Source organism: Streptomyces sp. NPDC051211 (assembly GCF_040689505.1).
In the GTDB taxonomy this organism is placed as follows: Bacteria; Actinomycetota; Actinomycetes; order Streptomycetales; family Streptomycetaceae; genus Streptomyces.
Genome location: NZ_JBFBAV010000010.1, coordinates 155950 through 174135, shown reverse-complemented (window position 1 = coordinate 174135; position 18186 = coordinate 155950). Strand labels below are relative to the sequence as shown.

Annotated in this window: 18 protein-coding genes; 6 read left to right on the top strand and 12 right to left on the bottom strand. The window is 72.0% G+C overall.

Features of this window, described 5'->3' with window-relative positions:
• The first annotated feature begins 169 nt into the window (after positions 1-169).
• Positions 170-463, top strand: a complete 294-nt coding sequence (locus AB0447_RS13360; protein ID WP_366476728.1) for a hypothetical protein — start codon at positions 170-172, stop codon at positions 461-463.
• A gap of 121 nt (positions 464-584) precedes the next feature.
• Here AB0447_RS13360 and AB0447_RS13355 read toward each other — a convergent pair whose 3' ends face one another.
• Both AB0447_RS13355 and AB0447_RS13350 read right to left on the bottom strand, forming a co-directional pair.
• Positions 585-1178, bottom strand: a complete 594-nt coding sequence (locus AB0447_RS13355; protein ID WP_366476727.1) for a nitroreductase/quinone reductase family protein — start codon at positions 1176-1178, stop codon at positions 585-587.
• Positions 1175-1831 (bottom strand): NAD(P)H-binding protein, encoded by a 657-nt coding sequence (locus AB0447_RS13350; protein ID WP_366476726.1) that lies wholly within the window; start codon positions 1829-1831, stop codon positions 1175-1177. Before AB0447_RS13350 ends, AB0447_RS13355 begins: the two co-directional genes overlap by 4 nt.
• A 59-nt stretch (positions 1832-1890) precedes the next feature.
• On the opposite strand from AB0447_RS13350, the gene AB0447_RS13345 reads away from it, so the two are divergent.
• Both AB0447_RS13345 and AB0447_RS13340 read left to right on the top strand, forming a co-directional pair.
• On the top strand, positions 1891-2301 hold the full coding sequence (locus AB0447_RS13345; protein WP_366476725.1) for a helix-turn-helix domain-containing protein: 411 nt from the start codon (positions 1891-1893) through the stop codon (positions 2299-2301).
• A gap of 14 nt (positions 2302-2315) precedes the next feature.
• Positions 2316-3110 (top strand): DUF4239 domain-containing protein, encoded by a 795-nt coding sequence (locus AB0447_RS13340; RefSeq protein ID WP_366476724.1) that lies wholly within the window; start codon positions 2316-2318, stop codon positions 3108-3110.
• Positions 3111-4190: 1080 nt separating this feature from the next.
• On the opposite strand, the gene AB0447_RS13335 is transcribed toward AB0447_RS13340, so the two are convergent.
• The 3 genes from AB0447_RS13335 to AB0447_RS13325 all read right to left on the bottom strand — a co-directional run bounded on the left by AB0447_RS13335 (position 4191) and on the right by AB0447_RS13325 (position 7306).
• A complete protein-coding gene (locus tag AB0447_RS13335; RefSeq protein ID WP_366476723.1) occupies positions 4191-5627 on the bottom strand; it encodes an FG-GAP repeat protein in 1437 nt (478 codons plus the stop codon).
• 579 nt (positions 5628-6206) lie between these two features.
• A complete protein-coding gene (locus AB0447_RS13330; protein ID WP_366476722.1) occupies positions 6207-6461 on the bottom strand; it encodes a DUF397 domain-containing protein in 255 nt (84 codons plus the stop codon).
• Positions 6458-7306: a helix-turn-helix transcriptional regulator gene (locus AB0447_RS13325; RefSeq protein ID WP_366476721.1), complete on the bottom strand. Its 849-nt coding sequence runs from the start codon at positions 7304-7306 to the stop codon at positions 6458-6460. The genes AB0447_RS13330 and AB0447_RS13325 overlap by 4 nt, the downstream gene beginning before the upstream one ends.
• 130 nt (positions 7307-7436) lie before the next feature.
• Here AB0447_RS13325 and AB0447_RS13320 point away from each other — a divergent pair, with 130 nt between their 5' ends.
• Positions 7437-7865, top strand: a complete 429-nt coding sequence (locus AB0447_RS13320) for an ATP-binding protein (protein ID WP_366476720.1) — start codon at positions 7437-7439, stop codon at positions 7863-7865.
• A gap of 3 nt (positions 7866-7868) precedes the next feature.
• Here the strand turns inward: AB0447_RS13320 and AB0447_RS13315 are convergent, their stop codons facing one another.
• The 5 genes from AB0447_RS13315 to AB0447_RS13295 all read right to left on the bottom strand — a co-directional run bounded on the left by AB0447_RS13315 (position 7869) and on the right by AB0447_RS13295 (position 11511).
• The gene (locus AB0447_RS13315; RefSeq protein WP_366476719.1) at positions 7869-8267 is read right to left on the bottom strand and encodes a VOC family protein; all 399 of its coding nucleotides are present in this window, start codon (positions 8265-8267) and stop codon (positions 7869-7871) included.
• An 87-nt stretch (positions 8268-8354) separates the two neighbouring features.
• A complete protein-coding gene (locus AB0447_RS13310; protein ID WP_366476718.1) occupies positions 8355-8636 on the bottom strand; it encodes a type II toxin-antitoxin system Phd/YefM family antitoxin in 282 nt (93 codons plus the stop codon).
• Positions 8637-8660: 24 nt separating this feature from the next.
• Positions 8661-9299, bottom strand: coding sequence for a hypothetical protein (locus tag AB0447_RS13305; RefSeq protein WP_366476717.1), 639 nt, complete (start codon positions 9297-9299; stop codon positions 8661-8663).
• A 153-nt stretch (positions 9300-9452) separates the two neighbouring features.
• Positions 9453-10313 (bottom strand): TIGR03619 family F420-dependent LLM class oxidoreductase, encoded by an 861-nt coding sequence (locus AB0447_RS13300; protein WP_366476716.1) that lies wholly within the window; start codon positions 10311-10313, stop codon positions 9453-9455.
• Between the two features lie 85 nt (positions 10314-10398).
• Positions 10399-11511 carry an ADP-ribosylglycohydrolase family protein gene (locus AB0447_RS13295; protein WP_366476772.1) on the bottom strand — a complete coding sequence of 371 codons (1113 nt, stop codon included), beginning with the start codon at positions 11509-11511 and terminating at the stop codon, positions 10399-10401.
• Between the two features lie 307 nt (positions 11512-11818).
• On the opposite strand from AB0447_RS13295, the gene AB0447_RS13290 reads away from it, so the two are divergent.
• Positions 11819-12913, top strand: coding sequence for a tyrosine-protein phosphatase (locus AB0447_RS13290; RefSeq protein ID WP_366476715.1), 1095 nt, complete (start codon positions 11819-11821; stop codon positions 12911-12913).
• On the opposite strand, the gene AB0447_RS13285 is transcribed toward AB0447_RS13290, so the two are convergent.
• On the bottom strand, positions 12910-15498 hold the full coding sequence (locus AB0447_RS13285) for a bifunctional FO biosynthesis protein CofGH (RefSeq protein WP_366476714.1): 2589 nt from the start codon (positions 15496-15498) through the stop codon (positions 12910-12912). The two genes, AB0447_RS13290 and AB0447_RS13285, sit on opposite strands and share 4 nt — an antisense overlap.
• 40 nt (positions 15499-15538) lie before the next feature.
• Positions 15539-16321 carry an SDR family oxidoreductase gene (locus tag AB0447_RS13280; RefSeq protein ID WP_366476713.1) on the bottom strand — a complete coding sequence of 261 codons (783 nt, stop codon included), beginning with the start codon at positions 16319-16321 and terminating at the stop codon, positions 15539-15541.
• A 358-nt stretch (positions 16322-16679) separates the two neighbouring features.
• On the opposite strand from AB0447_RS13280, the gene AB0447_RS13275 reads away from it, so the two are divergent.
• Positions 16680-18092 carry a family 2B encapsulin nanocompartment shell protein gene (locus AB0447_RS13275; RefSeq protein ID WP_366476712.1) on the top strand — a complete coding sequence of 471 codons (1413 nt, stop codon included), beginning with the start codon at positions 16680-16682 and terminating at the stop codon, positions 18090-18092.
• Positions 18093-18186 lie beyond the last annotated feature (94 nt).

Below are 18186 nucleotides of genomic sequence, written 5' to 3'. Positions count from 1 at the left end.
CCCCGTCGTCCCCTGTGTCACCCTTCGCGGGCCCCGGATCGAACCCCCCTCGATCCGGGGCCCGCGGGCATGTCCGGAGGCGGGGGGCCGGCGTACCGGTGTCACCCGAAGCGTGGAACCGGGCGAGAGGGGCCGGTGACTCGGGTGTGGTGGGGTCGTTGGGACATGCATGAACGTCATGAAGCGCACCCTCGCCGCCCTCGCCCTCTCCGGCGGCGCCGCCGTCGCCCTGGTCCCCGCCGTCGCACACGCCGAGGAATCCCCCCTCAAGAGCACCCCGATCACCGAGCGGATCGTCGAGATCGCCGACAACCCCTCCCAGGCCGTCACCGACGCCGAGACCGCCGTCGGCGTGGCCACCTCCGCACTCGGCACCTCCACCGAGGCGGCCGAATCCTCCCTGACCGGCGCGGGCGGCGCCCTCGACAGCGGCCTCCCGAAGGCCCCGTCGGTGGGGCTGTAGCCGAGCCTTCCGGATGCGCGGCCGGTTCGGCTTGGTCGGTTCGGTTCGGCCCGGCTCAGCCCCGGTTCGGTTCGGCTCGGCCCGGCTCGGCTCGGCTCGGCCTGGCTCGGCCCGGCTCGGCTCAGCTCGACGGGGTGAGCAGCAGGAGCGGGATCTCGCGGGTGGTGGCCGTGCGGTAGGCCGCGTACGAAGGCATCGACGCCACCACCCTCGGCCACAAGCGGGCCGCCTCGGCAGCGGTGGCGGGGCGGGCCGTCGCCGGGAACGTCGACCGGCCCACCTGGAGAACGGCCCGCGGATCCGCCAGCAGGTTCAGGTACCAGGCCGGGTGCCGGTCCGAACCCCCGTTGGACGCGGTCAGGACGTACGCCCCGCCGTCCCGTACGTACGCGAGGGCCGTCCGGCGCAGTACCCCCGAGGTCCGGCCCCGGGTGGTGAGCAGCAGATCGTCCACCCCGGGTCGCGGCACCCCACCGGTCTCCTCGAAGCGCCGGATGTGCTCGGCCACCCAGGGCGCCGGGCTGTCGAGTACGGGCTCGCGGCTTGGGGCGAACGGTGCGCCCGGGGCTGCCGGTCCGGCCGGGGTGGCCGGTGCTGCCGGTCCGCCTTGCGCGTCCGGTCCGCCTTGTGGGTCCGGTCCGCCCCGTGTGCCCGCCTTCATGCCCTGACCCGCCTTCATGCCCAGACCCGCCTTCATGTCGAGACCCGCCCTCATGCCGAGACCCCCGCGTGCTTTCCGTGCACCGTCGGCCGCTCCACCTCGTCGAGCAGTGCCCGCGCGAAGTCGCCCGGCGTGATCCGGGCCGCCGCCTCGGCCGGGGCGAAGGCGTACCGCCCCGCCGGTGCGCCCTCGTGGTCGAAGTCTCCGGCCGGGCTCAGCGCCGCCCAGTCCAGCCCGGCCGCAGCCGCCGCCGCCCGCAGTTCCTCCGTGCCGGCGCCGTGGCCGACGTAGAACTCCCGCCACTCCTGCGGATACCCGTCGGTGTCCATCAGCAGCTCCCCGCCCGCCGTCGGCAGTACGGACGCCAGCCCGACCCACACCACCCGCCGCACCCCGGCCGCCGCCAGCCCGGCGGCGACGGCCCGGGCCGCCGCCGGGAAGAACTCCCCGGGCCGGGCCGTCCCGTCGTACACGGCGACGACTGCCGCATCGTGCCCGGCCGCCACCCGGGCCACCGCCTCGGCAGAGGTCACGTCCGCGTCCGCCCGGCCCGCCGCGGTGACCGGGAGGCCCCGGCGCCGCGCCTCGGCAACGGCGGCCCGGCCGACCCGCCCGGCGGCACCGAGGACGAGGAGCCGGGTGCGGCTGAATGTGTCGGTGTTGGTGTCGGTGTCGGTGTTGGTGTCCGTGTGCGTGTTCGCGTTCATGGTGGGGAGCGTAGGGAAGGGCCTGGTTACCGATCGGATACCGCCGTACCGTGTGGATCATGACGCCGCCGACACCGCTGAGACCGGAGTCCCAGGAGCCTCTGGACCCGGAGATGTTCGATCCCGTCTGCCCGTCCACGCTCGTGCCGTTCCGGGTGGGCGACAAATGGGCGCCGATGATCCTGCGCTGCCTGGAAGGCGGGCCGAGGCGTTTCTCGGAACTGAAGGTGCCGCTGCGCGGCATCACCGCCAAGTCGCTGACGCAGTCGCTGCGCGGACTGGAACGCGACGGCTTCGTGGTGCGGGAGCCGGTGGGCGGCTACGCCCTCACCGTCCTCGGCCGCGGGCTGCTGGGACCGCTGGACGTTGCCTGCGCATGGACGCGGGAACATTGGGACGAGCTGATCGACGCGCGTGAGGCGGGGCTGGAGAGGGGCGGGGCGGAGGGCCAAGCCCAAGCGGCGGGCTGATCGTTGACCAGTGCATGGTTCTCTGGTTGCTCAATCACGTCAGTACCTTCGCGCTCGGCTTCCTCCTCGTCGGTGGCATCGTCGCCCTCGCCATCACCGGCAGCCTCGCCGCCCGCCGCCGCTTCCCTCACCTCGCGGCGGGCGAGCACAACGAGATGGTGGGAGTCGCCCTCGGCATGTTCGGGGCGATCTACGGGATCATCCTCGCCTTCGTGGTCGTGACCCTCTGGACCCAGCTGGAGAACACCCAGACCATCGTCGCGACGGAAGCGACCGACCTCGCCTTGGTCGTGCGCAGCGCGGAAGTCTTCCCGCCCGCCGACCGGGCCCGCATCGAGAAGGCGGTGGGCGAGTACGCGCACGCGGTGGTCGAGGTCCAGTGGCCGCTGATGCGGGCCGGCCGGCCCAGCTACGAGGCGACGGCCCGGCAGACCCACGAGATGTACGTGGCGTTGCAGTCGTACGAGCCGACGACGGCCCGCGCCCAGACCTTCTACGACGAGGCCGCTGCCCGCCTCAACGACGTGGCGGAGCAACGCCGGGCACGCATCACCATGGCGGAGACCGCCCTGCCGACGCTGCTGCAAGTGCTGGTGTACGGAGGCGCGCTGGTGATCCTGCCGCTCACCTTCCTGTTCGGTCTGCGCAGCCTGAAGATGCAGCTCCTGTTCGTGTCCGCAGTGGCGGCACTGATCGCCTTCAGCCTCCTGCTGGTGATGGTCCTGGACCGCCCGTTCGCCGGCGAACTGAGCGTCAGCCCGGCCCCGTACAAGGAGGCGGCCCTGGCGAAGTTCTGGCCGGGGGAGTAGGGGGCGGGGCGGGACGCGGGACGCTGCGTTGCTGCTGCTGGGCGTACGGGGCGCGCGGTGCGGGCTTGCTTCTTTGCCCCCTTCTCGGGGCCGGGGTGGGTCGGGGCTTCCCGCCCGCCCCCTGGGGTTTCGGCTGGACGGAGTCCCGACTCTGGGCGGGCTCTCGCGACGCACGGCGCGGGCCCACTGGCCTGCTGGGCGGCACCGCCCGGCCCCATCTGGGGCGGAGCCCCGCTTGCCAGCCCCGCCGGGGTGGTTGCGGGGGCCGGGCCGCGACCCCGCTTTCAGCCCCGCCGGCGTTTGAGGCGCGGGGTCTGGGGCGGAGCCCCGCACGCGGCGGAGCCGCATATCAGGTACTGCGGGAAGGGGCGGGTAGGGGAAAGGCTCCGCGCAGCGGCCCACCAGGCCGCGACCCTGCTTACTGCTGGAGCGGCGGCTGGCCGGGGCGGGCTCGGCCAGGCCGGGCTGGTCTATTGGGCGGGGCCACAGGGTGCCGGGGCTTCGCCTGGACGGAATCGAAGGAACAGGCGGGGGGCCTTCCCGGCAGTCCCAGTGTCATTCCGTGTCCGTCCGCCCCGTCAAGGGCGCTCCTTCGTCGCGTCGCTTCGCGATTCCGCTCCGCTCCACCCTTGACAGACCGGCCGGCCCCGGAAAGACAAGGACTGTCGGGAAGCCCCGAAAGAAGGGCAGGGGGACAGGACCCCATACGGCCCCGCCCAGCAGCTTGCCCTGCGGCTGCCGCCCGGCCGGCCGCCCTGACGGGCGGACAGCTCCGATTCCCCGAAACCAGACCCGGGCAGCAAGCCAAGCGACAGGGCGCGCCGGATCGCTACGCGCTTCTCCCGGCCAAGCGTCCCCGGCCCGTCCGTGGCCGAACATAGGCCGCCCACCGGCCATCACGAGTGCAGGCCGTCAGTCGGCAGACGGATCGCCTGTGGCCGGGCATAGGCCGCCCGACATGCCGCGACGGGTGCAGGCGGTCAGGCGTCGGACGGGCCGTCTGTGGTTGGGCACCGCCCCACCGCGGGTGCGGCGGCTCGGTGGCGGGCGGATGACGGGGAGACGGAACTCGGAGCAGGGTCAGCGGCCCAGGGCGTAGCCGAACGGGCTGCCGGCCGGGAGCGAGCTGAAGGTGCCGGCGAAGAGGTTGCGGGCGCCGGTGACCGTCGGGCCGGTGGCCGAGCCGCGCACGAAGCTCACCATGCCGTCCCCGTAGTACGGCCACTCCGTACTCGTGTTGTTCTCGCCGTTGGCGGAGACCGTCAGTTCGGCCAGCTTGTCCTTCGTGTAGTCCACGAGGCCGACCTGGTAGCCGAACTTGTCGTGGATCTCCGAGACACCGGGCATCCCCGCCGTGTCCTGGGTCAGGAGCATGCCGCCGGTGGCCGTCACGATGCCCGTCGCGCTGCCGCGCAGCACGGTGACCGAGCCGGCGTCCTGGATCGTGCCCTGGTCCTCGCCCATGGCTCCGATGGCGAGTTCCGGGTGCCCGTCCCCGGTGACGTCGCCGATCGCGACGGACGAGCCGAACTTGTCGTAGTCCTCCGCGACTCCCGGTACACCCGCGGTCGACTGCGTGATCACCTTCTGGGGCTCGTCGGTGATACCGCCGACACGGCCCTTGTAGATGGCCACCTCGCCGCCGGGCGCTTCGAACTCGTTGGTCGGGCGGCCGATCACGATCTCGGCCTTGCCGTCCTTGTCCAGGTCCCCGACGGCCGCGTCGCTTCCACCCTGGTACGGGCCCCCGGGCCACCAGGTCGCGGACTCGTCCAGCTTGCCCTTCCCGCCGTGGGAGACCCCGAACATCGGCGCACCGCCCAAAGCCGTGTACTGGAACACGACGTCGTCGCGCCCGTCCCCGTCCACGTCACCGGCGGCCAGACCGTGCAAGCCGAACGTGGTGGCGTCCGTCGTGCGCGTCAGCGTCGTGGCCCCGGCCGCCACCGTGAAACGGCGCATGCCGCCTTCGGGCATGGCCCGTTCCGTCGCCACCACATCGGGACGGCCGTTGCCGTCCATGTCGGCTGCCGTGACGGCCAGGCCCAACTGCTTGGTGGTCCCCATCAGACGTGAGGCCTTGCCGAGACCCGTGGGGCTGCCGAAGAGCACCGTCACCGATCCGGGCGCCTGGTCGACGGCGACCGCGCCGACGCGGTCCCTCGGGGCGCCCACGGCCAGGTCCGAGAAACCGTCGCCGTTGAAATCGCCGACGGCCAGGGAGTAGCCGAAGTTGTCGTTGACGTCGGGATCACCCGGGATGCCCGTGCTCGACTGGGTGATCACCTTGCGCTGGGCGGTGACCAGCCCGTCCGGGCCGCCCGGCATGACCGCCACATAGCCGGCGCCCGCCTTGCCGCCGACCGCCGCCCCCGGGGCACTGGTGACGAAGTCGTTGTACCCGTCCCCGTTGAAGTCGCTCTTGCGTACGCCCGAAGCGTCGGCCGCAGCGGCGGGACCCGCCGACACCACCGTTGCCGCGACCGCGAGCACCGCCCATCCCTTGCGTATCCGCACAATCCCACCTGATCTGTTCGACGTCCGCCCACCGGCGGTGCGGACAGACTGTAGGGCACCCCCTCCGTCCGATTGCCGCCACCCCATGCCCGGCCACGGCCTGCGTGAGAAATGGCTGTTGGCGGCTTATGTCCGGCCATAGGCGGTCCAGGGACGCTGAGACGGGAGAAGCGTGCCGCGATCGTTGGCGGCTTATGTCCGGCCACAGGCGGTCCGGGGACGCTGAGACGGGAGAAGCGCGTAGCGATCTGGCGCGCCCTGTCGTTCGGTCCTGCTGCCCGGGTCTGGCTTCGGGGAATCGGAGCTGTCCGCCCGGCAGGGCGGCCGGTCGGGCGGCAGCCGCCGCGGAAGCTGCGGAGCATGGCCGCATGGATATCGCTCCCCCCATGCCATCCCCCCGGGGGCCGCCCGACAGTCTCTGTCTGGGCGGGCCGGTTCGGGCTGTCAAGGGTGGAGCGGAGCGGAATCGCGAAGCGACGCGACGAAGGAGCGCCCTTGACGGCCCGGGCCGGCACGCTCGGACACTGGACTGGCGGGCAGCCTCCGGGCGCTCTTCCGGCCCCGGTCCAGGGAGTGTGCCTATCGGGCCGTCGCCGTGACCCCGCTGATGAAGCTGGTCCAGCTGGTGGGGGACAGGGCCAGCTCGGGTCCCGCCGTCACCTTGGAGTCCCGGACGTGGACGGCGTCCGTGCAGGCCGCCACCTCGACGCAGTCGTCGCCGTCGCTGCCGCTGTATGTCGACTTGCGCCAGGAGAGGGCCACCTCGACGCAGCTGTCGCCGTCGCTGCCGCTGTAACTGCTCTTGAACCACCGCAGATCGGAGTTGCCACTCATAGCGTTCCTCGCAATCGCTTCAACAGGCTCACGGAGTCCGCGGGATTGAGAGCCTGAGAGCGCAGTTTGGCATAACGCTGGTGGAGGATGCTGATCTCCTTGGGGTCGGAGATCAGCTGGCCGGACCGCTGGCCTTCGCTGTACGCGAGCCACGTGTGGTCCGCTGTTTCCAGGAGCTGGATGGGGCCGTCGGTGCCCGCGTGGTCCGGCTGGACCGTGGGGATCAGCTGGAGCTCGACGCTTGGGAGTTCGGCGGCCATCAGGAGGTGGTCGATCTGCTCCAAGGTGATGTCGCGGCTGCCCGTCTGCCGGTCGATCAGGGGCTGATCGAGGATGAAACTGAAGGCCGTGAAGGGCTCCCGGACCAGCAACCGCTGACGTTCGAGACGGGCGCGAACCTTGGCTTCCACCTGCTGGTGGGTTTTGACCGGTGGGACGTTCGCGATGAGGGCCCGGGCGTAGGCCTCTGTCTGCAGCAGTCCCGGGATCACCCGGCACTCGTACGTGTTCAGGGCCACCGAGTCCTCCTCCAGGAGGGCCCACTTGCGGAACCAGGAGGCCAGGCCGCGCTGGCGGGTCGCCTGCCTGGCGGCCAGGCGGATGACGCCGAAGGCGTCGAGTGCCTCCTCGACGCGCTCGATGTACCGGTCGGACGGAAACCGGCGGCCTTGTTCCACCGACCCGACGTACTGCACGGAGTACCGGATCCTCGGGGCGAGTTGCTCCTGTGTCAGGCCCGCCCGCTTGCGGAAGGCCTTTGTCATCTCGCCGAAGTTGCGCAGGCTGTTGTCCGGCTCCGGCTCGGCCCCGTAGTCACCGTCACTGTCGTTCTCGACACTCGTCATGGCGGTCACCTCCCCGGCGGAAATGCTCACGGAAAGTGACTCGGACTGTCCAGTCCCGAGGCTCGTACAGTCGCATCTGTACGAGCGCCCCTGCTGTAGAACTACCTGGTCAACGCGGGAACTTGACGCCATGACACCAGTGGATGAGCTTGCTGCGACCCCCGTACACACGTTCACTCAGCGTTTCAGTGCCACGCGGCGCGGCGCCCGGCTGGCCCGGCATCTGGCGGTCATTCAGCTGGCCGACTGGGGCGTGCCGCTCGGGACCGGTGCGTCCGATGCGGCCGCGCTGGTCGTGGCCGAGCTGGTGGCCAATGCCGTCACCCACGGGCTGGTGCCCGGGCGGGACTTCGAGCTGAGGATCGTCCTGGTGCACGGGCTGATCCGGGTCGAGGTGTCGGATGCGCGCCGGGATCGGCGGCCCGTCGTGCGGGGGCACGAGCGGGGCGCCGAGGCCGGCTACGGCATGCGGATCGTGGAGGCGATCGCCGCCGGGTGGGGGGTGCACGACCGGGTGGTCGGGAAGACGGTGTGGGCCGAGCTGCCGGTCATCCGGTGAGGCTCAGCCCCAGGTGCGGGAGCAGAGTACGAGCCGGTAGCCGTCGGGGTCGGCGACGGTGACTCCGTACTCGTCCCAGTAGGGGTTGTGGGCCGGCACGCGGGTGCCGCCGGCCGCGACCAGGCGCTCGACGAGGGCCTCGTCGGGCGCCTGGCCGAGGTAGACGACGAACAGGTCGTCGACGGTGGGGGTGGGGGCTATGGGGTTCTCGGGGTCCAGGGTCAGCTCGAAGTGCCAGGCGCCGCCCGCGGGGCCGACCATGAGCAGGTCGTGCTCGCCGGGGGTGCGTTCGGTGGTCCGCCACAGCACGTCGAGGCCGAGGCCGTCGACGTAGAAGCGCTCGGCGGCGGCCAGGTCGAGGGAGGGGCGGGCGACGCGGACGTGCGCGTGTGAGTCGATCATGGATTGAGCGTACGACCCCCGGCGCCGGCCAGCCCATGTTCTCCCCGCCTGGGACCCGGCCCCGATTTTCCTCGATGCGGCCGGGCGTCAGGTGTGGTGGTTGCGGAGGAGGGCGTCCATCTCTTCGAGCGAGACGGACTCCTTGCGGGGTTCGGCCTCCGCCGCATCGGCCAAGCCGTTGAGCCATGCGTCCTCGGCGTCCTCGGCGAGGCGACGGAGTCGCCGGTACTCGTCGATGCCGATGACGACGGCTTCCTGCTGCCCCCGTCGCGTGATGATCGTGGGGACGCCGTCCTGGTGTGCGCGTTCGACGACGTCCGCGAGTTGGCTGCGGACATAGGCCATCGCCGCGATCACGGGCTCGCTCATGCAGCCAATGTGCCAGAGCGGCCGCTACGCCGCCTTCGCGCTCGCCAGGATCGTCGCGATCTCCTCGCGTTCGGCCGGGCCGTTCGGCTGGGTGACGCCGAGGAGGAAGGCGGAGCGGGCGTCGGAGAGGGTCATGACGGTGAGGCGGAGGTGGGCGGTGCCGCCGTCGCCGTCGTCGATCTTGAGGGTGACGGTGTGGGCGGGGCGGCCGCTGACCGTCGTGGGGTGGGACTCGTCGATCGTGGAGCGGCCGTCCGGGAAGAAGAACGTCGCGTTGGACCGGGCGGAGCGCTCCGCCCGCTGCTTCAGCTCGGCCTCCGGGATGGTTCCGGCCCGGCCGGCGAGGACCGTGGCGCCGGTCTTGGTGTCCTTGTCCGTCTTGCCGATGGTCGAGGTGAAGGCGTTGATGAGCTTGCCCTGTTCCTCGGGCTGCTTCCAGCCTTCGGGGATGCCGTACGAGATGCCCGCGGCCGCGTCCGTGACCCGGGGGCGGCCGGCCAGCGGGGCGTCGTCCCGGTCGCCCAGCAGCCACCAGCCGGCCGCGGCGAGCAGCGCCAGTACGAGTGCCAGGGCGCAGACGACTGCCGTGCGGCGGGTGCGGCGTTGCGGCTGCATCGACGGCGGCGGACCGAAAGCTGCTGCTGGGGGCGGCGGGGTAGTCATGGGTCGAGTCTCGCGGGCCGGGGCCGCTCCGGCCTGAGTGGAGGTACTCAGGCCGGTACTCAGATGACGTCCTCCCAGGGGGGTTCTCGGAGGGCGCGTTCTCGGACGGTCCAGGACTTGCTCCCGTCCGGCCGCGGCTGGAGGTGGCCGGGGCTACAAGTACTGCGCGAACTCGTCCAGGGCGCGCAGGACTGCCGGTTCCGCGGCCGAAGGCAGCTGGACCACGACCTCCTCGATGCCCAGGTCCGCGTAGTGGGCGAGCTTCCCGGCCGAGGGGTGGACGGCGTACGGGACCACCTGGAGCGCCTTCGGGTCGCGGCCGGCCAGCTCCCAGGAGGCCCGGAGGACCGGGAGGGAGTCGGTCAGGCCGCGGCCGCCGATGGGCAGCCAGCCGTCGGCGTACTCGGCGATGTGGGTGAACAGCTTGGGGCCGGCCGCGCCGCCGATCAGGGTGCGCGGCCCGTGCAGGGGGGCGCCGCCGGCCAGTTCGCGGGCGGGCTGGGCCGGCTTGGGGTGGGCGAAGCTGGCCCGGACCGAGCCGAACTCGCCGATGTAGCCCTCCGGCTGCGGGGCCCACAGGGCCCGCATCAGCGCCATCCGGTCCCGGACCAGTTCGCGGCGGGTGCGCCAGTCGACGCCGTGGTCGGCGGCCTCCTCGACGTTCCAGCCGTACCCGATGCCGAGGGTGAACCGGCCGCCGGACAGGTGGTCGAGGGTGGCGACCTGCTTGGCCAGGTCCACCGGGTCGTGCTGGGCGACCAGGGTGATCCCGGTGCCGAGCCGGAGCCGCTCGGTGACGGCCGCGGCCTGTCCGAGCGCCACGAAGGGGTCCAGGGTGCGGCCGTACTGCTCGGGCAGCTCCCCGCCCATCGGGGCGGGGGAATCCCGGGAGACCGGGATGTGGGTGTGCTCGGGCAGGTACAGGCCGGCGAACCCGCGTTCCTCCAGGCTGCGGGCGATACGGACGGGGGACACGGTCCGGTCCGTCAGGAAGATGGTGGCGGCGATCCTCATGTGCTGGCACCTCCGTCGAGTGGATGCCTCACCGTACGGTCTGGGCATCCAATTGCCGAGAGGGCGCAGAGGCTTGTCCCGGCCGCTATCCCCGCGGGTACCGGGCCAGCCAGCCCGGGGAGGAGACCGCCGGGCCGTGCAGGGTCGGGCCCTGGGTCATCTCCAGGGCGAAGTCGTCGGAGAGCTCCAGGATGGTCGCCCGGCCTTCCAGGTCGGCCAGCCAGGGTGCGGGCAGGGCGGTTTCACCGTGCAGGGCGCCCAGCAGGGCTCCGCAGAGTGCGCCGGTGGCCGTCGAATCGCCGCCGTGGTTGACGGCCAGGCGCAGGCCGTGCCGGACGTCCTCGGCGACCAGCGCGCAGTACACGGCGACGGCGAGGGCGTCCTCCGCGTCCCGGCCGTCGCCCGGCGAGAGGGACTCGACCGCCTTCGGGGAGGGCGGGCCCGCGGTGACCGCCGACACCGCCCGCTGAAGCGCGTCCGCCACCGGCTGCCGGCCGGGCCGTGCCTCCAGCAGCTCCAGGGCCCGCTGCACGGAGGCGTCCAGGGAGTCGCCCCGGGTCAGGCCGTGCACGATCACCGCGTAGGCGCCGGCCGACAGGTAGGCGGTGGGGTGGCCGTGGCTCTGCGCCGCGCATTCCACCGCCAGTTGGAGGACCAGTGCGGGATCCCAGCCGACGAGCAGTCCGAAGGGGGAGGAGCGGACGGTCGCGGCGGCGTCGCGTGCCGTCGGGTTCTTCGGCTTGTCCAGAGTGCCGAGGATCTCGTCGCCGAAGCCGGTCAGGCAGGCGCGGTCGGGGCCGCGCCGGGCGTAGAGCCATTCCTCGTGGGCCAGCCAGCCGTTGTCCTTGCGCCGCTCGTCCGGCCCCCAGTCGTGCTGGGTGGCGGCCCAGCGCAGGTAGGCGCGGTGGATGTCGGTGGGTGGGTGCCAGGCGCCGGTGTCCCGGCGTACGTGCGCCCGTATCAGCCCGTCCACGGTGAACAGGGTGAGCTGGGTGGAGGCGGTGACCGCGCCGCGGCGGCCGTAGGCCGGGGCGGGTTCGGTGAGGCCTTCCAGGCCGTGGGTCTCGCGGATGCCGTCCAGGGAGAGGCCGGCCACGGGTGCGCCGAGGGCGTCGCCGATGGCGGCGCCGAGCAGGGTGCCGCGGACCCGGCTGCGGAAGTCCTGTTGTTCGGACCGGCCCCACAGGCCTGTGGTCACGGCGCTCGTCACGGCCACGGCGCCGTGGCCGTCCGCCCGTTGCGCCGTGCTCTCCGCCACCGCGTCCATGCAGTCTCCCCCACCCTCGCTCTGGCGCGCACTGTAGTGGACAGGTTCGGTCGAAATCGGAAGCTCTCCGTCAAGCAGCCCGTAACCGAGCGCAGAAAGGCCGGAAAGCGAATACTTCCGGCCGCTCTGGCCCTCACCACCAGGCGAGTGGCACGTTTTGCCACTTGTCGTCGGGGTGGCTGGTTCAGGCCACGTCTCGTTCACACCCGGTTTCCCCGCGCCGCCCAGCCTCGGTGTCATGAAGAAGGCAACCCTCGCCGCGACCGCCGTCGCCTCCGCTCTCACCCTCTCCTTGGCCGTGGCCCCGGCCGCCACCGCCGCCACCGCCACCACCGCCCCCGGGCAGGGGCACGGGCACCACCACACCAGGCACGCCGCCATCCCGTTCACCGAGGCCACCGTCACCGCCGGCGCCGACGGTTCGTACACCCTGAAGTGGAAGGCCCACGGCACCGAGCGCGTTGCGATCAAGGCCAATGGCAAGGTCGTGGCCAAGGGCGGCGCCACCGGCCGGGCCGTGGTCACCGGGCTGCCCGCCGCCGACCGCCAGTGGTTCGACTTCACCCCGGACCGCGGGCAGGGCCTGCGCCTCGCCGACCGCCTGATCAAGCTCGACGGCACGGTCAACTTCCGTGACACGGGCGGCTACCGCACCGCCGGCGGCCAGTGGGTCAAGATGGGCGAGGTCTACCGCTCCGACGCCCTCGACAAGCTCACCGCCGACGACCTGGCCAAGCTGCAGCGGCTCGGCGTGAAGACGGTCTTCGACCTGCGCATGGCGGACGAGCGGGCCGAGGACCCGGACCGCGTCCCGGCCGGCGCCCAGTACGTGGTCGCCGACGTGTTCGCCGGCTCCGGCTCCTTCCAGACCCTGCCGAAGACCCCCGACGAGGCCGTCAAGGCCATGGTCGACGCCGAGAAGGCCATGGTCGGCGGCGAGGGCGGCCGGAAGGCCTACACCCGGGTCTTCGAAGGCATCCGCAGCGACGACAGCCGCGCCGTCCTCTTCCACTGCACCGCCGGCAAGGACCGCACCGGCTGGTCCAACGCCGCCCTGCTCACCGCCCTCGGCGTGCCGCAGGAGACGGTCATGGCCGACTACCTGGCCAGCAACGACTACCGCAAGGCCGCCAACGACGCGATACTCGGCCACCTGCCGCCGCAGCAGGCAGCCGTCTACAAGCCGCTGCTCGACGTCCGGCCCGAGTACCTCAACTCCGGATACGACGAGGTCAAGGCCAGGTTCGGCTCCTTCGACCGCTACCTGGAGGACGGCCTCGGCATCGACGCCCGCGAGCTGAAGCGCCTCAAGAAGGACCTCCTCGTCGGCTAGTCGGCCAGGGGCAGGAGCTCCGGGAGGTGGCCGTCCGACGCGGCGGCCGCCTCCTGCCGTTCCGCCGGCACCTCCCCGTACAGGGTGGTCCGGGCCTTCGCCGGACGTCCGGCCGCCTCCGCCACCGCCACCAGGTCGCGAACCGACTTGTACGAGCCGTAACTCGAGCCCGCCATCCGGGAGATGGTCTCCTCCATCAGCGTTCCGCCCAGGTCGTTCGCCCCGGACCGCAGCATCTCGGCCGCGCCCTCCGCGCCCAGCTTCACCCAGCTGGTCTGGATGTTGGTGATGTGCGGGTGCAGGAGCAGCCGGGCCATCGCCGTGACCGCCCGGTTGTCGCGGACCGTCGGACCCGGCCGTGCGATGCCCGCCAGGTACACGGGCGCGTTGGTGTGGATGAAGGGCAGCGTCACGAACTCGGTGAAGCCCCCGGTCTGCTGCTGGATGCGGGCCAGGGTGCGGAAGTGGCCGAGCCAGTGCCGGGGCTGGTCCACGTGCCCGTACATCATCGTGGACGAGGAGCGGATGCCCAGCTCGTGGGCGGTGGTCACGACATCGATCCAGTCGGCGGCCGGCAGCTTGCCCTTGGTGAGCACCCAGCGGACCTCGTCGTCCAGGATCTCCGCCGCCGTCCCCGGGATCGAGTCCAGCCCGGCCTCCTTGGCCGCCGTCAGCCACTCCCGTACCGACATCCCCGTACGGGTCGCGCCGTTCACCACCTCCATCGGCGAGAAGGCGTGCACGTGTATGCCCGGGACCCGCTCCTTCACCGCCCGCGCGATGTCGAAGTACGCCGTCCCCGGCAGGTCCGGGTGGATGCCGCCCTGCATGCACACCTCGACCGCGCCCACCTCCCAGGCCTGCTGCGCCCGGTCGGCGACCTGGTCCAGCGACAGGGTGTAGGCGTCGGCGTCCGTGCGGCGCTGCGCGAAGGCGCAGAACCGGCAGCCGGTGTAGCAGACGTTGGTGAAGTTGATGTTCCGGGTGACGACGTAGGTGACCTCGTCCCCGACCACCGACTTCCGCAGGTCGTCGGCGATCCGGCAGAGCGCGTCCAGGGCCGGCCCGTCGGCGTGCAGCAGGGCCAGCGCCTCGCCGTCGGTGAGCCGGGTCGGGTCGTCGGCGGCCGTCGCCAGGGCCGCCCGTACGTCGGTGTCGATGCGCTCGGGCACCATTCCGGGGGCCGCGGCCTCGCGCAGCGCCTCCCAGTCCCCGTAGACGTGGTCGAAGTCCTCGCGCCGGTCGCCGGTGCGGCCCTCGGTGTCGATGGTGTGGTGCAGGTCGGTGCGCCCGGCGGCGGTGAACGCCTCGTCCGGCTCCTGCCACGGACGGCCCTCGACGGTCGCGGACTCGTCGGCCAGCCCGGTCTCCGGGTCGGCGAGCGCCCGGACGTGCGGCAGCAGCCGCGGGTCCAGCCAGGGCTCGCCGCGCTGCACGAACTCGGGGTAGACGCACAGCCGCTCGCGGAGCGCGAAGCCGGCCGCCGCCGACTGCTCGGCGAGCAGGTCGATCTGGGGCCAGGGGCGCTCGGGGTTGACGTGGTCGGGGGTCAGCGGGGAGACGCCGCCCCAGTCGTCGATCCCGGCTCCGATGAGGCGTACGTACTCCCCGTCGACCAGGTTGGGCGGGGCCTGCAGGCAGGCGGACGGGCCCATGATGTGGCGGGCGACGGCGATGGTGGCGACGAGGTCGTCCAGCTCGGCGTCGGGCATGCCGCGCATCGCCGTGTCCGGCTTGGCGCGGAAGTTCTGGATGATCAGCTCCTGGATGCCGTGGTAGGCACGGGAGATGCGGCGCAGCGCGAACAGGGAGTCGGCGCGCTCCTCGTACGTCTCGCCGATGCCGATCAGCAGGCCGGAGGTGAAGGGGACGGAGGACCGACCGGCGTCCTCCAGGACGCGCAGCCGTACGGCCGGCTCCTTGTCGGGGGAGCCGTGGTGGGGGCCGCCGGGCTCGGACCACAGCCGGGTGGCGGTGGTCTCCAGCATCATGCCCATCGAGGGCGCGACGGGCTTGAGGCGCTGGAAGTCGGCCCAGGACATCACGCCGGGGTTGAGGTGGGGAAGGAGGCCGGTCTCCTCCAGGATGCGGATGGACATCGCGCGGACGTAGGCGAGGGTGTCGTCGTAGCCGTGCGCGTCGAGCCACTCGCGGGCCTCGGGCCAGCGGTCCTCGGGCTTGTCGCCGAGGGTGATGAGCGCTTCCTTGCAGCCCAGCTCGGCGCCGCGGCGGGCGATGTCGAGGACCTCGTCCGGGGACATGTACATCCCGTGGCCGGCCCGGCGGAGCTTGCCGGGGACGGTGACGAAGGTGCAGTAGTGGCACTTGTCGCGGCACAGCCGGGTGAGCGGGATGAACACGCTCTTCGAGTACGTGATCACGCCGGGCCGGCCGGCCGCCGCCAGGCCCGCGTCGCGGACCCGGGCGGCGGAGGCGGCCAGGTCTTCGAGGTCCGCGCCCCGGGCCTGGAGCAGGACCGCGGCCTCGGTCACGTCGAGCGCGACGCCGTCGCGGGCGCGCCGGAGGGCGCGGCGCATCGCGTTCTCGGTCGGGTGGGTGTGGCTCGGGGTGCCCGGAGTGGTCATGGTGCGAGCATACGATCCGCTGTTCGGGGCGCGGACGGGGTCACCGCATCAGCTCACCGGCGTTGACCAGCAAGGACTGGCCGGTTATCGCCCGTGCCCGGTCGGAGGCGAGGAAGGCGGCGGCGTCGGCGACGTCCCCGTCGGTGGCGAGTTCGGGCAGCGCCATGCGCTCGGTGAGCCGCCCCAGCACCTCGTCCTCGCCGACCTGTTCGCTGTGCGCGGTGAAGGTGACGTACGCCTGGACCGGCGGGCCCCACATCCAGCCCGGCAGGACGGTGTTGACGCGGATGCGGTGCGGGCCGAGCTCGCGGGCCATGGAGTACATGGCGGAGGTGAGGGCGCCCTTGGAGGCGGCGTAGGCGGCCTGCTGGACCTGGGAGGGCGCGGCGACCGCCGACTGGGTTCCGATGATGACGACGGAGCCGCCGTTCGCCTTCAGCGCGGGCAGGCAGGCGCGGGTCATCCGGAGGGTGCCGAGCAGGTTCACGTCGATGATCTGCTGCCAGGTGCCGAAGTCGGCGTCCTGAAGGCCGCCGAAGTACGAGTCCCAGGCGGCGACGTGGACGACGGCGTCGATGCCGCCGAACCGCTCGACGGCGAGGGCCGCCAGGGCCTCGCACTGGGCCTCGTCGGTGATGTCGGTGGTGCGGTGGGCGGTGCGGGTGCCGTCGGGGTCGATCTCGGCGGCGGACTTGGCGAGATTCGCCTCGGTCCGTGCGCCGAGGACGGCGTTGCCGCCGTCCCGTACGACGGTGGCGGCGACCTGGTGCCCGAGCCCGGCTCCGACTCCGGAGACGATGACGGTCTTCCCTTGCAGCAGCATGTGCGATCGCCTCCCGGCGTCCGACCGTTGTCTGACGAGGCGTCAGGTTAGGGCTGCGGCGCCGAGGAGGGAAGAGGTCGGGCATCTGCACCGCACGCCGGGCGCATGTTCGACGCGGCCTGAATGTCGCTGGTCAATCAGGCAAACGCCGCGCCGAACAAGATCACCGCATCGAGGTAATACCGGCCCCATCCAAGGGTCGAACGGGCTTACCGCCCGTTACTGTTCCCCGGGATCTGGACGGATTGCCCGGATGGCGCACTGCCCGGGCGTTCGCCCTCTTTTTTCCTCTTTCAACCGGTGACGCGCAGGCACGCCGCTCACCGCCCTTACCAAGGTACGAAGGAGAGCTTGTCCGATGACCGTTGACACCGGCCCGGAGGCGCAGCTGGAACCGCCCCGGCAGTCCAGCCTGGGCACGGCAGCCGCCCGCAACCTTGCCACCACGACCAAGTCCGCCCCGCAGATGCAGGAGATCACCTCCCGCTGGCTGCTGCGGATGCTCCCCTGGGTGGAGACCAAGGGCGGCGCCTACCGGGTGAACCGTCGGCTCACCTACACCGTCGGCGACGGGCGCATCGAGTTCGTCCAGGACGGTGCCGCCGTCCGCGTCATCCCCCGCGAGCTCGGCGAACTGGCCCTGCTGCGCGGTTTCGAAGACGAGGAGGTGCTGGCCGCGATCGCCGCCCGGTGCGTCCAGCGCGAGTTCCGTACCGGCGAGGTGCTGGTCGAGCGCGGTGCCCCCGCCGAGCAGATCCACCTGATCGCCCACGGCCGGATCAGCCAGACCTCCGTCGGCAAGTACGGCGACGAGGTCGCCGTCGCGGTGCTCGCCGACGGCGACCGGTTCGGCGAGAACGCCCTGCTGGACGCCGACGCCCGCTGGGACTACACCGCCACCGCCGACACCTCCGGCACCCTGCTCACCCTGTCCCGCGCGGACTTCGCCGCCGTACAGGCCGCAGCGCCCGCCCTCCAGGCCCACATCGAGCAGTTCAGCTCGCTCCCCCAGCAGCGGCAGAACAAGCACGGCGAGGCCGAGATCGCGATGTCGTCCGGCCACACCGGCGAACCCGAGATCCCCGGCACGTTCGTCGACTACGAGCTCAAGCCGCGCGAGTACGAACTCTCCATCGCGCAGACCGTGCTGCGGGTCCACACGAGGGTCGCCGACCTCTACAACCAGCCGCACAACCAGACCGAGGAACAGCTCAGGCTCACCATCGAGGCACTGCGCGAGCGGCAAGAGCACGAACTCGTCAACAACCGGGAGTTCGGTCTGCTCCACAACGCCGACTTCAAGCAGCGGCTCCAGACCCACTCCGGCCCGCCCACCCCGGACGACCTCGACGAGCTGCTGTGCCGTCGCCGCGGTACCAAGTTCTTCTTCGCCCACCCGAAGGCCATCGCGGCGATCGGGCGCGAGTTCAACGCCCGCGGGCTCTACCCCGACCACGTCGACGTCGGCGGGCAGCAGGTCCCGGCCTGGCGCGGGGTCCCGATCCTGCCCTGCAACAAGATCCCCATCAGCAAGGACAACACCAGCTCGATCCTCGCCATGCGAACCGGCGAGGACAACCAGGGCGTCATCGGGCTGCGCCAGACCGGTCTGCCGGAGGAGTACGAGCCGGGCCTGTCGGTGCGCTTCATGGGCATCAGCGAGCAGGCGATCATCTCGTACCTGATCACCACCTACTACTCCGCCGCGATCCTGGTGCCCGACGCGCTCGGTGTGCTGGAGAACGTACAGATCGCCCGCAGCCGCGACTAGGGGGTCATGTGCCGGGCGGCCCTGATCCGCCGGACACCCCCCAGCGACCTCCCGAAGGCCACAGCCCGGACCCTCCCGGGCCGACCGGGCATGC

Excerpts from the sequence above, each read along its gene's own strand:
- AB0447_RS13280 (WP_366476713.1), bottom strand. The coding sequence starts at position 16,321 with ATGCTGCTGCAAGGGAAGACCGTCATCGTCTCCGGAGTCGGAGCCGGG.
- AB0447_RS13315 (WP_366476719.1), bottom strand. The coding sequence starts at position 8,267 with ATGATCGACTCACACGCGCACGTCCGCGTCGCCCGCCCCTCCCTCGAC.
- AB0447_RS13310 (WP_366476718.1), bottom strand. The coding sequence starts at position 8,636 with ATGAGCGAGCCCGTGATCGCGGCGATGGCCTATGTCCGCAGCCAACTC.
- AB0447_RS13305 (WP_366476717.1), bottom strand. The coding sequence starts at position 9,299 with ATGACTACCCCGCCGCCCCCAGCAGCAGCTTTCGGTCCGCCGCCGTCG.
- AB0447_RS13345 (WP_366476725.1), top strand. The coding sequence starts at position 1,891 with ATGACGCCGCCGACACCGCTGAGACCGGAGTCCCAGGAGCCTCTGGAC.
- AB0447_RS13290 (WP_366476715.1), top strand. The coding sequence starts at position 11,819 with ATGAAGAAGGCAACCCTCGCCGCGACCGCCGTCGCCTCCGCTCTCACC.
- AB0447_RS13325 (WP_366476721.1), bottom strand. The coding sequence starts at position 7,306 with ATGACGAGTGTCGAGAACGACAGTGACGGTGACTACGGGGCCGAGCCG.
- AB0447_RS13350 (WP_366476726.1), bottom strand. The coding sequence starts at position 1,831 with ATGAACGCGAACACGCACACGGACACCAACACCGACACCGACACCAAC.
- AB0447_RS13285 (WP_366476714.1), bottom strand. The coding sequence starts at position 15,498 with ATGACCACTCCGGGCACCCCGAGCCACACCCACCCGACCGAGAACGCG.
- AB0447_RS13300 (WP_366476716.1), bottom strand. The coding sequence starts at position 10,313 with ATGAGGATCGCCGCCACCATCTTCCTGACGGACCGGACCGTGTCCCCC.
- AB0447_RS13355 (WP_366476727.1), bottom strand. The coding sequence starts at position 1,178 with ATGAGGGCGGGTCTCGACATGAAGGCGGGTCTGGGCATGAAGGCGGGT.
- AB0447_RS13340 (WP_366476724.1), top strand. The coding sequence starts at position 2,316 with ATGGTTCTCTGGTTGCTCAATCACGTCAGTACCTTCGCGCTCGGCTTC.
- AB0447_RS13275 (WP_366476712.1), top strand. The coding sequence starts at position 16,680 with ATGACCGTTGACACCGGCCCGGAGGCGCAGCTGGAACCGCCCCGGCAG.
- AB0447_RS13320 (WP_366476720.1), top strand. The coding sequence starts at position 7,437 with ATGACACCAGTGGATGAGCTTGCTGCGACCCCCGTACACACGTTCACT.
- AB0447_RS13330 (WP_366476722.1), bottom strand. The coding sequence starts at position 6,461 with ATGAGTGGCAACTCCGATCTGCGGTGGTTCAAGAGCAGTTACAGCGGC.
- AB0447_RS13360 (WP_366476728.1), top strand. The coding sequence starts at position 170 with ATGAACGTCATGAAGCGCACCCTCGCCGCCCTCGCCCTCTCCGGCGGC.